The sequence below is a fragment of the Mesorhizobium sp. USDA 4413 genome, assembly GCF_056280365.1.
Genome location: NZ_JBVPRP010000001.1, coordinates 3,468,555 through 3,482,027, shown reverse-complemented (window position 1 = coordinate 3,482,027; position 13,473 = coordinate 3,468,555). Strand labels below are relative to the sequence as shown.

13 protein-coding genes are annotated in these 13,473 nt (G+C 64.8%); 5 read left to right on the top strand and 8 right to left on the bottom strand.

The features are described from left to right. Positions 1-112: 112 nt before the first annotated feature. From ACVMIM_RS16745 to ACVMIM_RS16730, 4 genes are all read right to left on the bottom strand, one after another. Positions 113-631 carry a hypothetical protein gene (locus ACVMIM_RS16745; protein ID WP_476113308.1) on the bottom strand — a complete coding sequence of 173 codons (519 nt, stop codon included), beginning with the start codon at positions 629-631 and terminating at the stop codon, positions 113-115. A gap of 27 nt (positions 632-658) precedes the next feature. Beyond that, positions 659-1,078 carry a hypothetical protein gene (locus ACVMIM_RS16740; RefSeq protein ID WP_476113306.1) on the bottom strand — a complete coding sequence of 140 codons (420 nt, stop codon included), beginning with the start codon at positions 1,076-1,078 and terminating at the stop codon, positions 659-661. 355 nt (positions 1,079-1,433) lie between these two features. Next, a complete protein-coding gene (locus ACVMIM_RS16735; protein ID WP_476113305.1) occupies positions 1,434-2,027 on the bottom strand; it encodes a hypothetical protein in 594 nt (197 codons plus the stop codon). Positions 2,028-2,292: 265 nt separating this feature from the next. Further along, positions 2,293-3,144 carry an EamA family transporter gene (locus ACVMIM_RS16730; protein WP_476113303.1) on the bottom strand — a complete coding sequence of 284 codons (852 nt, stop codon included), beginning with the start codon at positions 3,142-3,144 and terminating at the stop codon, positions 2,293-2,295. Positions 3,145-3,778: 634 nt separating this feature from the next. Here ACVMIM_RS16730 and ACVMIM_RS16725 point away from each other — a divergent pair. Genes ACVMIM_RS16725 through ACVMIM_RS16710 form a run of 4 tightly spaced genes read left to right on the top strand, consistent with a single transcriptional unit; the run spans position 3,779 to position 8,824 of the window. Next, entirely contained in the window at positions 3,779-4,921 is a 1,143-nt protein-coding gene (locus ACVMIM_RS16725) for an acyltransferase family protein (RefSeq protein ID WP_476113302.1), read from the top strand. Then, positions 4,918-6,027: a glycosyltransferase family 2 protein gene (locus ACVMIM_RS16720; protein WP_476113300.1), complete on the top strand. Its 1,110-nt coding sequence runs from the start codon at positions 4,918-4,920 to the stop codon at positions 6,025-6,027. Before ACVMIM_RS16725 ends, ACVMIM_RS16720 begins: the two co-directional genes overlap by 4 nt. Further along, positions 6,024-7,055 (top strand): glycosyltransferase family 2 protein, encoded by a 1,032-nt coding sequence (locus ACVMIM_RS16715; protein ID WP_476113298.1) that lies wholly within the window; start codon positions 6,024-6,026, stop codon positions 7,053-7,055. Before ACVMIM_RS16720 ends, ACVMIM_RS16715 begins: the two co-directional genes overlap by 4 nt. Further along, positions 7,052-8,824 carry an ABC transporter ATP-binding protein gene (locus ACVMIM_RS16710; protein ID WP_476113297.1) on the top strand — a complete coding sequence of 591 codons (1,773 nt, stop codon included), beginning with the start codon at positions 7,052-7,054 and terminating at the stop codon, positions 8,822-8,824. The genes ACVMIM_RS16715 and ACVMIM_RS16710 overlap by 4 nt, the downstream gene beginning before the upstream one ends. Before the next feature lie 264 nt (positions 8,825-9,088). Here ACVMIM_RS16710 and minE read toward each other — a convergent pair whose 3' ends face one another. From minE to minC, 3 genes are all read right to left on the bottom strand, one after another. After that, complete coding sequence (gene minE / locus ACVMIM_RS16705) at positions 9,089-9,361, bottom strand: cell division topological specificity factor MinE (RefSeq protein WP_040973218.1); 273 nt, start codon at positions 9,359-9,361, stop codon at positions 9,089-9,091. After that, positions 9,358-10,173, bottom strand: coding sequence for a septum site-determining protein MinD (gene minD, locus ACVMIM_RS16700; RefSeq protein WP_041001688.1), 816 nt, complete (start codon positions 10,171-10,173; stop codon positions 9,358-9,360). The genes minE and minD overlap by 4 nt, the downstream gene beginning before the upstream one ends. Before the next feature lie 103 nt (positions 10,174-10,276). Further along, on the bottom strand, positions 10,277-11,194 hold the full coding sequence (gene minC / locus ACVMIM_RS16695; RefSeq protein WP_476113295.1) for a septum site-determining protein MinC: 918 nt from the start codon (positions 11,192-11,194) through the stop codon (positions 10,277-10,279). Between the two features lie 184 nt (positions 11,195-11,378). Between minC and ACVMIM_RS16690 the strand changes: the two genes are divergently transcribed. Next, on the top strand, positions 11,379-11,810 hold the full coding sequence (locus ACVMIM_RS16690; protein ID WP_041001692.1) for an SgcJ/EcaC family oxidoreductase: 432 nt from the start codon (positions 11,379-11,381) through the stop codon (positions 11,808-11,810). Positions 11,811-11,934: 124 nt separating this feature from the next. On the opposite strand, the gene ACVMIM_RS16685 is transcribed toward ACVMIM_RS16690, so the two are convergent. Continuing rightward, positions 11,935-13,455 (bottom strand): FAD-dependent oxidoreductase, encoded by a 1,521-nt coding sequence (locus ACVMIM_RS16685; RefSeq protein ID WP_476113293.1) that lies wholly within the window; start codon positions 13,453-13,455, stop codon positions 11,935-11,937. Positions 13,456-13,473: the final 18 nt, after the last annotated feature.

Below are 13,473 nucleotides of genomic sequence, written 5' to 3'. Positions count from 1 at the left end.
ATGGGGAATTGGGGATTGAAGAACTGAAGAACTGAGGAAACTGTGGAACTGCGGAAACGGTGACCTACCCCCTCTTTCTTCAATTCTTCAATTCTTCAGTTCCTCAGTCGCTTCACAAATTCAGCAGGCGCGACACGTCCTCCTCCGTCGCCTGCCGCTCGATGATGGTGCGGCCCTGCGCGTCCTTCATCTCGAAACGGCCGTTCTGGACCTGCTCCTTCATGCCGTTGCGATGAATCACGGTGACCCTGTCGCCGTCGATCGAGAGGGTGTCGCCGGTCGCGGCGTTGGTGTAGCTGTTCTTGGTGCCGGGATTGGTATTGCCCTTGCCGCTGTTGTTGCCCGGCCCGGCATTGGGATTGTCGCCACCGGCATTGCTGTTGCCCTGACCATTGCTGTTGCCGTTGTTGCCACCGTTGCCGGAATTCGAGCCGCCGGCCGAGCCCGAATTGCCGCCGTTGCCGTTGCCGTTCCCGCCTCCATTGCCGTTCCCGTTGCCGCCTCCATTGCCATTGCCGTTGCCGGCATAGGCCGTGGCAGCAGCGATCCCTGGCACGCCATCAAGGGTGACGTGCCATGGCGCAAGCGCCAGCGCCAGCGCGCTGGAGGCACGCAGGACCAACCAGACCATCCTGAATGTCCTGGCCGCCTTCATGGTCTAGTTCGGCGCGACCAAAGGTGCCGCAGCGCCGTCGTTCTCGCCCTGATCATCATTGTCATCACCCTGATCGTCGGCGGTTTCACCATGATCATGTTCGGCTCCGTCATCGTCACCGCCATCATGACCGCCACCCTCGCCATCGTGATCGCCACCGTGGCCATCATGGTCGCCGCCGTCATGATCGCCACCATCATGGTCACCGCCGTCGTGGCCGCCGTCACCGCCACCGTCATGACCCCCATCGCCGCCGCCACCATGGCCACCTTCGCCGCCGCCACCTTCGCTCTCCGCATAGGCGGCGGATGGGGCCAGCTTGGCGCCGTCGAGCGTCAGATGATAGGGCGCGACGGTGAGAGCAAGCGCGGTCGAAGCGCGCAAGGCGAGCCAGACGAGCTTGCTGAGAGGAAGGTTTTGCATCTTTTCTCCTCGTTCGGTTCCGCTTCGACATGCCGAAGCGCCGCTCGCGCACGCCGAGGCGCAACCGATATCTTGACACAGGCGAGAATTCACATTCCGGCAGAAGACGGAAGCGGCCCACGACCCATGCCCCGACCGGTCGGACCATTTCCGCCGCCATGACTGACCAATGTCGCAGGCGGCGAACATCGCCGCGCAGAAAAAATTACCCCCGCACGAAGGCGGGGGTAAGGTGAGTAGCCAGGTTTCTACCGCAAGACGATCAGGACCGAGGAGACGAAGCAAAAGGTGGCAACCTGATTTTGCAGCGCTGACCTTCGGTCCCTTAAGATCTAATCTTGATAAAACCTCGCTCTCACAAACTCTTCAGACGATTGAGATCGGCCATGGTGGCCTTGCGGTCGACGATGGTGCGTCCGTACTTGTCTTCCATCCTGAACCGTCCGTTCTCGATCTTCTCCTTCATTCCATTGCGGTGCGTGACCTGAATTTTGGTGCGGGTGGCCTCGACCTTGTCGCCCGTCAGGGCATTCACATGATCATCGACATCGGCTGTGCTCGCCGCGCTGGCGCCGTTGTTCTTGCCGTTGTTGCCGTTTCCGTCGTCGCCGCCGCTGTTGCCGTTTCCGTTGTTGCCGCCGCTATTACCGTTTCCGTTGTTGCCGCCATTGCCGGAATTCGAGCCGCCAGCCGAGCCGGAACCACCGGCCGAGCCGGAATTGCCGCTATTTCCGTTGCCGTTGTTCCCGCCTCCGTTGCCGTTGCCGCTATTGCCGCCCCCGTTACTGTTTCCACCACCCTTGCCGCCGCCGTTTCCACCGCCGCCTTTGCCGGCATAGGCTTTGGTCACGACCGGGCCATCGAGGGAGAGACTGAAAGGCGCGACAATAAGCGCCAACGCGGTCAGCGCTCGCAAGACCAGCCTGCAGCCACTGCGCTTTAAGCGCATTCCGCTCTCCCCATGCCAGCCCTTCAGCCCGTCGGCCGAGCTACCCCACCGGCAATGTCGCAGCATAAGCATCCCCAATCAGCAGGTCATTAGGAAGTGGCCCACGACCCTTGTCTTGTCCACTGGGACCTATTTCAGTTCGTCGTAGGACCTAAGTCTTACTTCAGCCACCGGATGTGGTCGAACACTTCCGTTCTGGAATCAGTTTTTCCAGGCCGACCAAGCTGTTAACGAGTTCGCGCTCGCGGCTGTTCGCAGGACGCGCTCAGGCCGGCAATGGCACCGGCCGCCGCGCCGCAACCGCCGCGCCGAAGGCGGCGGCAATGACGGCGACGATGCCCACGCATTGCAAAAGACTGAGTTTCTCCGCCAGGAACAGGAAGCCGGTCAGCGCGCCGCCGGCCGGCTCCAGGCAGACCAGCATGCCGTAGACCTTGGCCGGCATGCGGGCCAGCACCAGCATTTCCAGATAGAAGGGCAGCGCGCTGGAGAACAGGCCAACCACCGCCGCGCCCGCCATGATGTGCGGGTCGGTGAGATAGGCTTGAGCGGCGCTGAAGCCGAAAGGCAGCGCCAGCACCGCGGCGATCGCCATTCCATAGGCGGAGGTGCGCACGCCGAGCTCGGCGCCGGCCTTCTGCGCGAAGATGATGTAGAGCCCCCAGCAGGCGCCCGCCGCGAGCGCCAGCGCCACGCCCAGCGGATCGAGCCCGCGGCTGATACCGGCAAAGGGCGACAAAAGCACGATGCCGACGACGGCCAGCGCCACCCAGACGAGGTCGAGCAGGCGCCTGGAGCCGAGCGTGGCGACAAATAGCGGCCCGGTGAATTCAAGCGCCACGCAGATGCCGAGCGGAATGCGCTGGAGCGCGGCATAAAACAGCATGTTCATGGCGCAGACCGTGACGCCATAGGCTGCGAGCCAAGGCAGGTTTCTCCGCGAGGGCAGCACCTTCCAAGGTCTCAGCACCGCCGCCAGCATCAGCGCGCCGATGGCGAGCCTCAGCATAGTCGTGCCTTCCGACCCCAGCACCGGGAACAGGCCCTTGGCGAAAGCGGCGCCAATCTGCACCGACAGGATTGCGCCGAGCAGGCCAAGCACCGGCATTGTGCCCATGTGAGCGTCCGGTCGTGCAATCGGCGTCGACGTCACTTGCTCTCCATTTCCCTGCTCTTGTCGGGATTGGAGATAAGGCCTTTGGGGCTGCGCCGTCGTGAGGCAGCAGGCGGCGAATGGTGGGACAAGCGGCTCCGACCGACCGGGGGGCGAGCCTGCTGCACCGCACAAGAGCTTGAAAAGCAAGGTTTTTTACAGAGGCTCTCCATAGAACTTACGGTTTCGATCGAGCCTTCTCTCAATATTTCCCATCATACTCGCTACGGTTGGTTGGAAGCTTTCCGACATCTCCCAGCGATTGATGTTGTCCAAAACTCAGACCAATTACCGACGCTTGAATAGGACCATTGGACATCTCTGATTATATTTTTAAGGCACAACTATTTCCGTCACAGCGCCACATCACATCTTGTTTCATGGGCGTAAGCATTGTGTGTTGCGCCGCAACATCCGGCCGAGACAATCGTGGGCCGGGGGCATGCCTGTTGGAGGATGCCATTATTGTGACTCGGATGGGCATTCCGCTGGCCCGCACGGATTGCGCCCCCGGCCCGGACCGCGAGTCGTCGGCCCGCAGCGGCGAGGTTTGCTCGATCCCTGCCGCGCGGCGCGACCGATACGGCGGATGCCGCTGATGGCGAACGCGCGCGACATCCAGCTCGACGCCTTGCGGGGCGTTGCGGTGACGCTGGTGCTCTACTCGCATTTCTTCGCTCCAGGCGGCTCGTCATTCGTCGGCCATCTCGGGGTCAGGCTGTTCTTCGTGCTTTCCGGCTTCCTTATCACCCGGCTTTTGCTGGACGCGCGTGACACCGGTGCATTCGCCGCCGGGCCGGCGCTGCGTTCCTTCTATGCCAGGCGCATGATCCGGATATTCCCACCCTATTTCGCGGTGCTGGGAGTGGTGTGGCTGGCTTCGGAACAATCCAGGCCATCGTTCGCCTGGCATGCACTCTACCTCTCGAATTTCTGGTATGCGCAGCAAAACGACTGGACGCCCTGGCTGCTCTGCCATTTCTGGAGTCTTAGCATCGAGGAGCAGTTTTACCTGGTCTGGCCGCTGATCGTGCTTCTCGCGCCGCGCCGGCGCATCGAGGCGATCACCATCGGCGTCATCACCTTCTCGCTCGCCTACCGGTTCTACGTGCCGATTGCCGCCAGCCCGGCGCTTGCCCGCGACCTGCTGCCGCCGGCCTCGATGGACGCCCTTGGCTGCGGCGCCCTTCTTGCCGTGCGCCGCGCCCGGGGCGCGGATGCGCCGCAATGGATGCGGCTCGGCTGGCCGGCCCTGGCGGTGATGTTCCTGCTCGTGGTCCGGTCCGATCCCGGGCTGGCGAATTCCGCCTGGGAGTGGCCTCGCTGGATCCTGGTGCAGGTGCTGCCGCTGGTGCCAATGCTGGCAATCGTCGCGGCGTGCTCGAACGGCCTCGGCGGCGTGCCGGGCAGGCTGGCCGAACTCCCGCCGCTGCTGTGGCTTGGCCGCATCAGCTACGGCGTATACCTCTATCATTCGATCCTTCTCGCCTTGACCGTCAGAGCCCAGTCGTGGATTCCGGTCAACGTCTCGGAACAGGGGCCGGGGCGGTTCTTCGTCGCGGGCGCCGCCACGCTGATCGTCGCCTCGCTCTCCTGGGCGTTTTTCGAAAAGCCGCTCAACGGTCTCAAGCGCTATTTCCCCTATGTCGAGCCATCGCGCCCGCGCGGCGCGAGCGAGGGGCGCAGGTTGCGCACCGCCCCGGCGCTCAATCTGCAGCCGACGGACCGGAGCGGGCCATGAACGCGGCACCCCTCATCTCCGTGCTTTTGCCGGTCTACAATGCCGAGCCCTATGTGGCCGCGGCGGTACAATCGATCCTGCGGCAGGACTACGGCCGGCTCGAGCTTATCGCCATCGACGACGGATCGACCGACCGGTCGCTGGAGATCCTCGACCGCTGCCGCCGGGACGACAGTCGCGTTTCCATTATCTCGCGCGAAAACCGTGGGCTTGTCGCCAGCCTCAATGAGGGACTGGCGATCGCGCAGGGTGAGCTCGTCGCGCGCATGGACGCCGACGACTTCGCCTATCCCTGGCGGCTGTCGCGCCAGGCGGCGCTGTTTGCCGCCCGGCCCGAGCTCGGCTTCTGCGGCGCGCTCGTCGATATGCTGCTGCACGGCCGCGTCGCCAAGGGACGGCTCGATCCGGTGTTCCGTCTCGACCTCTCCGTGCTCTCAAAATTCTTCACGATCTTCATGCATCCGACGGTGGTCTACAATCGCCGGATCATCGGCGAGGCCGACCTGCACTACGACGGCTTCTATCGGCATGCCGAGGATTTCGACCTCTTCCGGCGGCTGGCCGAGCGCTATCCGGCGGCGCTGATGCCGGAAAGCCTGCTCGTCTACCGCCTGCATCCCGGCAGCGTGACGAGCCGGCACGCCAGGGAGATGCGGCGCACGCATCTCAGAATTGTCAGCGAGAATCTGGAGAGCGGGGGGCTGACGGAAGACGGCGCGAACCTGCGCGCGATCGGCGAGACCGTCACCTTCGACACCGTGGCCCAGGCCGCGGCTTTCATCCGTGCTCTTGAGGAGCGGATCGCCGCCCTTCCCGATACGACGAGGCCGAGCTTCGAGGCCGGCGCGCTCAACCTGTTCTATTTCCTCTACCAGCTCGTCAATGACGAGGAGCGGCCGGCGCTGGCGCATGAATTGCTGACGCTGACGGGGAAATGGAACGTGATCCGCCGCCGCGAGAAATACGCGCTCATCCCTGGCGCCCAGGCACCCTGGTTGAGTCAGGCTTCGATGCGGGCCGGCAAATGCGCCGACTGGCTTGCCTATCGCTTCAAATCCGCGCCGGCGGCATCGGTGCTCGCGCCCTACCGGACGGGGGTGGCATGAACGCCGAACGCCATCCGCTGCCGCGGCACCTGCGCCCCGCCCTGCCCCCTCCTCCGTGGCCCAGGCAGCGGCCGCAGGTCTCCTTCATCGTGTGCACGCGCGATCGGGCGGCGGTGCTCGAGGCCTGTGTCGATTCGATCCACGCCGCCTGCCGGGCGCATCCCGCCTTCACCGCCGAGCTGGTGGTGGTCGACAACGGCTCTCGCGACGGCACCGCCAGTTATCTTTCAGCCGCCGCCGCGACCTCGGACATTGCGCTGACCGCAATCTCGGAGCCTCGCCCTGGGCTGGCGGCGGCGCGCAATGCGGGGCTGGCGCGGGCACGCGGGCGGGTGCTGGTGTTCATCGACGACGACTGCCGGCTCGACAGCAGCTACCTCGTCGACCTGGAGCGGCATTATGCGAGCGGAGAGAAATGGCTGATCCGCGGCGGCCGCGTCGAGATCGGCGACGCGCGCGACCTGCCCTTCACCATCAAGCGCTGCGACAAGCGCGAACGGTTGACGCCGACCGTCCATCCGGGCGGCTTCGTGCTGGGCTGCAACATGACCATGCACCGCGACGTCGCCGCCCGCATCGGCCCCTTCGACGAACGGTTCGGCGCCGGTGGAGCGCTCCGCTCGGCCGAGGACACCGACTATCTGGTGCGGGCGGTGCTTGCCGGCATGGCGGTGGAATATGTGCCCGACATGACTATCTTCCACCATCATGGCCGGCGCGACCGCGAGGCGATCGACGGTCTGCACCGCGACTATCATTTCGGCAACGGCGCGCTCTGCCTTAAGCATCTATGTCGCGCGCCGTGGCTGCTGCGACATTTCTACTGGGGCGCGCGCGCCGCTCTGCGCGAGCTTGCCGGCGGGCCCAGATTCGATGGCGAGCTCAGTCTATCGCACTGGCCCATCGTTCTGATGAACCTCGCGGGCGCGGCGAAATTCGCGTTTCTGGTGCTGGCCAGACGTCCGCCGCGAAAAGCGCGAAGCGCCCAGCAAACGACCGAGGCCGGGATGGAGGCAAGCGCGCCATGAACGGGTGGCCGACGCTGTCGATGCTGCGCCAGGCGCTCGGCCGCCGGCAGCTCGGCCTGCTGCCGATCGTCGTCGCGCTCGGGCTTGCAAGCGCAGCGCTCGAAGGTTTCGGCATCGGCCTTATCATCCCGCTGCTCGGCATCATCATGGGGCATGGCGACACAGCCGGCATGGCAGGTTTCTCGGCCCTGCTGCAAAAGGTTGGCGCGGGGCTTGGCGAGCGCGAGCGGTTGATCGCGATTGCGGCCGCGATACTCGGCTCGATCTTGCTCAAGAACCTGCTTGCCTTCGCCAATTCGGTGCTCACGGCCCATATCTACGGCAAGGCGGGCCAGGCGATCCGCGCGGCGCTCGCGGGGCGGCTGCTTGAGGTCGGCTATCCCTTCTTCCTGAAGGAGAGCCCAGGACGCTTGCTCAACATCATCTCCAATGAATCCTGGCGTGCCTCCGACGCCATCCAGGCAATGCTCGGCTCGATCGTCAGCGCCTCGGCCGCACTGATCCTGCTAGGCTTCCTTCTGCTGCTTTCCTGGAAGATGACGCTTTTGGTAATGATCGGGCTGGCGCTCGTGCAAGGGGGGCACATGGCGCTGTCGGCGCGTCTGCAGGCGCCCAGCCGCAGCGTTACGGCGCGCAACAGCGCCTTGGCCTCGCGGATGCTGCATCTGGTGCATGCCGGCCGACTGATCCGCATCTTCGGCCAGGAAGAGCGCGAAAAAGCGGCATTCGAGACGGCGTCGGACGGCGTGCGCCGGGCGGCCTTCCAGCTTGCCAACCGCCAGGGCGCGCTGGGACCGCTCACGGAAGTACTGCACGCCATGCTGTTCCTGGCGGTCGTGATCGGCGCCTGGCTGGCGGGCTTGAGCTTCCCGCTGGTCGCCGCCTTCCTTATCCTGCTCTACCGCCTGCAGCCGCATGTCAGGGCGCTGCAGATGATCTGGAGCCAACTGCAGGGGCTTTCCGGCTCCCTGGACGAGGTGAACTGGCTGCTTGACCCGACGGGCAAGCCAGCGCCGCCGCAGGGCAGCCGGCCCTTCACCACTTTAAGCGAAAAAATCGCCTTCGAGGGCGTGAGCTTCAGCTATGCCAATGAGGAGCAGCGCGCGGCGGTGCTGCATGCGGTGAGCTTCAACATAAGAAGCGGCCGCTCCACCGCGCTGATCGGTCGCTCCGGCGCCGGCAAGACGACCATCGTCAACCTGCTCTGCCGCTTCGTCGAGCCGGACGGCGGACAAATCCTCGTCGACGGCACGGCGCTCGGCGAGATCGATCCGGTCGCCTGGCGGGCGCATATCGCCTTGGCCAGCCAGGAACTGGAACTGGTGGACGGCACCATCCTGGACAACATCACCTATGGCAAGGACAGGGCGAGCGTGGAAGAAGCGCGGCGCGCGGCAGAGCTTGCCGAGGCGCATGAGTTCATCGAACGCCTGCCGCAAGGCTACCAGACGGTCGTCGGCTATCGCGGCGTCAACCTGTCGGCCGGACAAAGGCAGCGCATAGCGCTCGCCCGTGCGCTAGTGCGCGATCCCGACATACTGATCCTCGACGAGGCCACCAACGCGGTGGACGGGCTTTCGGAAGCGGCGATCGTGGAAACGCTGAGATCACGCGCCGGCCGCCGCACCACGATCGTCATCAGCCACCACCACTCGACGATCTCGTTCTGCGACGACCTGGTGATCCTGGACCATGGGCGGGTGAAGAAGCAGGCGCCTTTCGCGGAGCTCGCTGCGCGCAGCATGGATGAGCTGTACCGGCCGGAGTGAGGGGCGTAGGGCGGCGTTTGGCGTCTTCGTCATCCTAGGGCGGAGCAAGGAGCGAAGCGACGCGCGCAGACCCTCGGATCCATGCCGTGACGCTAAGCCGTTGGTATGCTTAGAATTCTGCACCGCGGCACTCTATGCCGAAGGTCACGGCATGGATCCTCGGATCAAGCCCGAGGATGACGAAGCGTTAGCGCAGGCCCCTCTCCGCCCCGCCGCGCGGGGCACCTCTCCCCCGTTTCTTGGCGGGGGAGAGGAATCCACGTCCTACCCCGCCATCGCCAGCGGCACGGCGCTCTTGTTGGGGATCTGGATGTCGATCTCCAGCGTCGACATGGTCGCGCCGCGATCCATCGAGACCTGGAGGTAGTCCTGGTCGATCTGCACATGCTTGGCGATGACCGCCATGATCTCCTCGCGCAGGATGGAGACGAGGTCCGGCTGGCCGCGGCTTTGGCGCTCATAGGCGAGCAGCAGCTGCAGCCGCTCGCGCGCCACCGGCGCGCTGGTGCGCCGCTTGAAGAGGTCGAGGATGCTCATGCGGCCCTCCTTCCGAGAAGCCGGTCGAGGAAGCCCTTGCGTTCGAAGGGGACGACCACCGGCAGGTCCTCGCCTTCCAGGCGTCTTGCCGCTTCGAGATAGGCTTTCGCGGCGGAATTGATCGGCTCCGACAGCGTCACCGGGGAGCCTAGGTTCGAGGCGCGCAGCACGTCCTGGCTTTCCGGGATGATGCCCAAGAGCGGCGTGGAGAGGATCTCCAGCACGTCATCGATCGACAGCATCTCGCCGCGCGCGGCGCGGGCGGCGTCGTAGCGGGTCACCAGCACGTGCTTCTGGATCAGCTCGCCCTGCTCGGCCTTCATGGTGCGGGCGTCGAGCAGGCCGATGATGCGGTCGGAATCGCGCACCGACGACACTTCCGGGTTGGTGACGATGACCGCCTCGTCGGCGAAGCGCATGGCAAGCTGGGCGCCACGCTCGATGCCGGCCGGGCTGTCGCAGAAGACATAGTCGAAGACCGAACGCAGCCTTGCGATGACTTCGGCGACGCCCTCTTCGGTCAGCGCGTCCTTGTCGCGTGTTTGCGAGGCCGGCAGCAGATAGAGCGTCTCCAGCCGCTTGTCGCGGATCAGCGCCTGCGACAGCTTCGCCGTGCCCTGGATGACGTTGACCAGATCGAACACCACGCGGCGCTCGGCCCCCATGATGAGGTCGAGGTTGCGCAGACCGACGTCGAAATCGACGAGCGCCACTTTCTTGCCGGTCTTGGCCACGGCGGCGCCGAGCGCGGCCGTCGAGGTCGTCTTGCCGACACCCCCCTTGCCCGAGGTGACCACCACTACCTTGCCCATATTCATCCAGCCTCCGTTGGCGATTCTTATGCTCGGTCCTGCCGCTTGGGACACGGCCGACTCCTACTACAGTTGCACGCGAAACCGGTCCGAAGCTTGCGCATCAGCCGAGCGGCACCACGCACAGCGCATCATTGTCGAGGAAGGCCTGCACGGCCTTGCCGCGCGAGGTGCCTTCCATCTCCTCGGCCGTGGTGTACCAGCCGTCGACGGCGAGCAGTTCGGCCTCGTTCTTGCGGCAGAAGATGCGCGCCGAAACATTGCCTTCCGAGCCGGCGATCGCGCGGCCGCGCAGCGTGCCATAGACATGGATCGAGCCGCCGGCGACGATTTCCGAACCGGACGCGACCGAGCCCAGCACGATAACGTCGCCATGTGGATGGAACACCGACTGCCCCGAGCGGATCGGCGCCTTGATCATCAGCGTGCCGGCGGCGGCCGACATGTCCGCCGCGCCCTGCCCCGCATTCGTCGACCCCGATTGGGCCGTATCGCTCTGCGCCGGCCCGATCCGGACCGCTTCGAGCCTTGCCAATTCGGGATCCACTGGTTCGTCGCCGGACATCTCGATGGGGGAAACTTCCGCCTGCGGGGCCTCCGGGGTTGACTGCGTCACCTGGGCGGCATGGACCCGCTCCTCGGCCGCGGCTTCCAGCTCCTCCGCCCGCGCCTTGCGCGCCGCTCGGCCCAGCAGCCCCTCGGCCGTCGCCTCCTTGGCGCCGGCCAAGAGCGGCGGCAGTTCAGGCCCGAGCTCGGCGCCTTCCAGTTCGATGGCATAGACGCGAATGCCGCGCGAGCCGAGCACGCCGACAAGTGCTGCGATCTCCTCCGGCCCCGGCTGCAGGACGTTCAGGTCCAGCACCACCGGGCGCCCGTTGAAATAGCCCGGCGAGTTGGCGATCCAGCGATCCAACCCCTCCAGCCAGTCGGCAATCGGCGCCTCCGGCGTCAGCGTGAAAGCGACGAAAGAACGGGCGCGAAAGCGGATCGATTTGTTGTGCAAAGGGGCGGCGAAGGTCACGTCCAGGCGAATCCTTACTCAATGGTTAAAGGGTGCCGGGCGAATGGTTAACAAAAGGTTAATTTTAGGGCTTAGGGCCTTTAAGGAAGTGGCGCGGCTAAGTTCTGTGGCTGTGTGGTGACAGGGCCTGCCGAGGCCGCTATCGTCTCACCCCCGGCCAGCGGAAAGCAAGGGAGATCATGTCATGAGGTTGGAGGTCAGCAGACCCGAGGACGCCGCAACGGCCTTCGCCGATGCCTGGAACAGACATGACATGGACGACTTCGCGGCGCTGTTTTCCGAGGATGCCAATTTCGTCAATGTCGTGGGCATGTGGTGGAAAAACCGCGCCGAGATCGAGGCGGCGCACCGCGCCACTCACGCAACGATGTTTCGCGACAGCCGGTTGGAGGGTGTCGTCTCGTCAGTCGTCGAGCTGTCTCCCGGCCTTGCATCGGTGCATTATAGATGGACCCTGACCGGCGCGTCCGCCCCGGACGGCTCACCCGCCGGAACACGGGAAGGCATTCTGCTTCTGGTGGTGAAGAAGGAACAGTCCGGCTGGCGGATCAAGGTGGCCCAAAACACCGACATTGTCCCGGGGGCGATCGCTCCCCCTGCCAACGCAAGCAGATAGAGCGGCGCGCGATTCGGCCATATGAAATACCGGCGGTGCCAGGCCAGGCACCATCCAAAGGACCCTCCACCCTTGAGAGACAAGGAGATGGGCATGGGTAGCAGTTGGCCGCTCTCCGACCGAGCTAGGCCAAGGGCCGCATCGCTGGGCCATTGAGGACAGCTCCGTCCGGGGCGAACTGGGAGCCGTGGCAGGGGCAATCCCAGCATTGCTCGGTCGAATTCCAGTGCACGATGCAGCCGAGATGGGTGCAACTGGCCGAATGGCGGTGGAGCTTGCCGTCGCGGTCGCGGCACACGGCGAACTTGCTCAAGCCGTCCTGAAGGATGCCGCCTTCGCCCGGCTTGAGATCGCCGGCCGACTTGACCTCACCGGGCAGCAAGTAGCCGGCAAGGTTCTTCACCGTTGTAAGGTTCTCATTAACATAGTGCGCAAGCGCGGCGGGCGGGGTCCGGTCGGGTGCGTAGACAGCTTCCCAGGGGTTCGATCCGTCCACGATCAGATCGCGGATCAGCAATCCGGCGAATGCGCCATGCGTCATGCCCTGGCCGGAATCGCCGGTGGCGATAAAGACGTTGCCGTTGCCGGGGCTTCGGCCGATGAAGCCGCAATAATCGATCGTTTCAAGAACCTGACCGGACCACCGCGCTCTTTCTCCGCCAAGGTCGGGCACCAATGCCCTGATCCAGGCTTCGAGCGCAGCAAAGCGTGCCTCGCCGTCATCCGTTTCGCCCGATTTGTGATCGCGGCCGCCGGCGATGAGATGGTCCGTCTTGCCGTGGCCGGGGTTCAGGCGGACATAATAATAGGGATCGTCCATGTCCCAGTAGAGCGCATCCGGGAGGGTTCCCTTGGGGATGTCGAAAGCCATCGCATAAGTGCGGTAAGGCGCCATCTTGCTGTGGATCTTGACCCATGTGTTGATCGGGGAGTTGGTGGCAAACACCGCGTTCGAAGCCGTAACGGTGGAGCCGCCGTCGCATTTCAAGCGAATCTGCTCCCCTTCCTCGATATCGACGACGGCGCTGTCGGCGAATGCCTTGCCGCCTTGCTTCTCGAAATCGGCCAGCAGTGCGCGCAAATATTTCAGCGGGTGGAAGGTGGCCTGGTCGGGATAGCGCAGGATGGGCGCCGATTCATGGCCCTTCAGCGGCACGCCCTTGCCATGCTCAGCCTCGGCGCCGATCTTTGCCGCAGCCGCATACTCCTTGTTGCATTCTCTGGCGGCCTCTTTCTCGTCCATCCATGCGGCCGGGAACAGAAAGCCATCCAGCCGCCGGAAATCGCAGTCGATCTCCAGCCTGGCAACGTGCCGTTCGATGCGGTTGACGGCGGCTTGTTGGCTCTCCTGAAATCCGCGCGCCAAGGCTTCGCCGCGCATGTCGATCAGCGCGCTCAAGCCATCGTCGCAGATCGGCGCCAGATGGGCGGTCGTGCGCGATGTCATGCCCCCGAGCAACGGGCCACGATCCACGAGCACCACCTTGCGTCCTGCCAGTGCCAGTTCATAGGCAATCGAAACCCCGGCCATGCCGGCTCCAACGACGGCCACGTCGCAATGCTCGTCCTGCTCGAGACGGGGAGCGCTGGGCAAGCTGGCGTCGAGCGTCCAAAGGGATCTGGTCGCTTCGCTGCTGACGTTCATCGCGCGCTCCGTCGATAC

Coding starts and splice junctions, on each gene's coding strand:
- ACVMIM_RS16685 (WP_476113293.1), bottom strand. CDS start 13,455: ATGAACGTCAGCAGCGAAGCGACCAGATCCCTTTGGACGCTCGACGCC.
- ACVMIM_RS16690 (WP_041001692.1), top strand. CDS start 11,379: ATGAGGTTGGAGGTCAGCAGACCCGAGGACGCCGCAACGGCCTTCGCC.
- ACVMIM_RS16730 (WP_476113303.1), bottom strand. CDS start 3,144: ATGGGCACAATGCCGGTGCTTGGCCTGCTCGGCGCAATCCTGTCGGTG.
- minE (WP_040973218.1), bottom strand. CDS start 9,361: ATGAGCATCCTCGACCTCTTCAAGCGGCGCACCAGCGCGCCGGTGGCG.
- ACVMIM_RS16735 (WP_476113305.1), bottom strand. CDS start 2,027: ATGCGCTTAAAGCGCAGTGGCTGCAGGCTGGTCTTGCGAGCGCTGACC.
- minD (WP_041001688.1), bottom strand. CDS start 10,173: ATGGGCAAGGTAGTGGTGGTCACCTCGGGCAAGGGGGGTGTCGGCAAG.
- ACVMIM_RS16745 (WP_476113308.1), bottom strand. CDS start 631: ATGGTCTGGTTGGTCCTGCGTGCCTCCAGCGCGCTGGCGCTGGCGCTT.
- ACVMIM_RS16740 (WP_476113306.1), bottom strand. CDS start 1,078: ATGCAAAACCTTCCTCTCAGCAAGCTCGTCTGGCTCGCCTTGCGCGCT.
- ACVMIM_RS16710 (WP_476113297.1), top strand. CDS start 7,052: ATGAACGGGTGGCCGACGCTGTCGATGCTGCGCCAGGCGCTCGGCCGC.
- ACVMIM_RS16725 (WP_476113302.1), top strand. CDS start 3,779: ATGGCGAACGCGCGCGACATCCAGCTCGACGCCTTGCGGGGCGTTGCG.
- ACVMIM_RS16715 (WP_476113298.1), top strand. CDS start 6,024: ATGAACGCCGAACGCCATCCGCTGCCGCGGCACCTGCGCCCCGCCCTG.
- ACVMIM_RS16720 (WP_476113300.1), top strand. CDS start 4,918: ATGAACGCGGCACCCCTCATCTCCGTGCTTTTGCCGGTCTACAATGCC.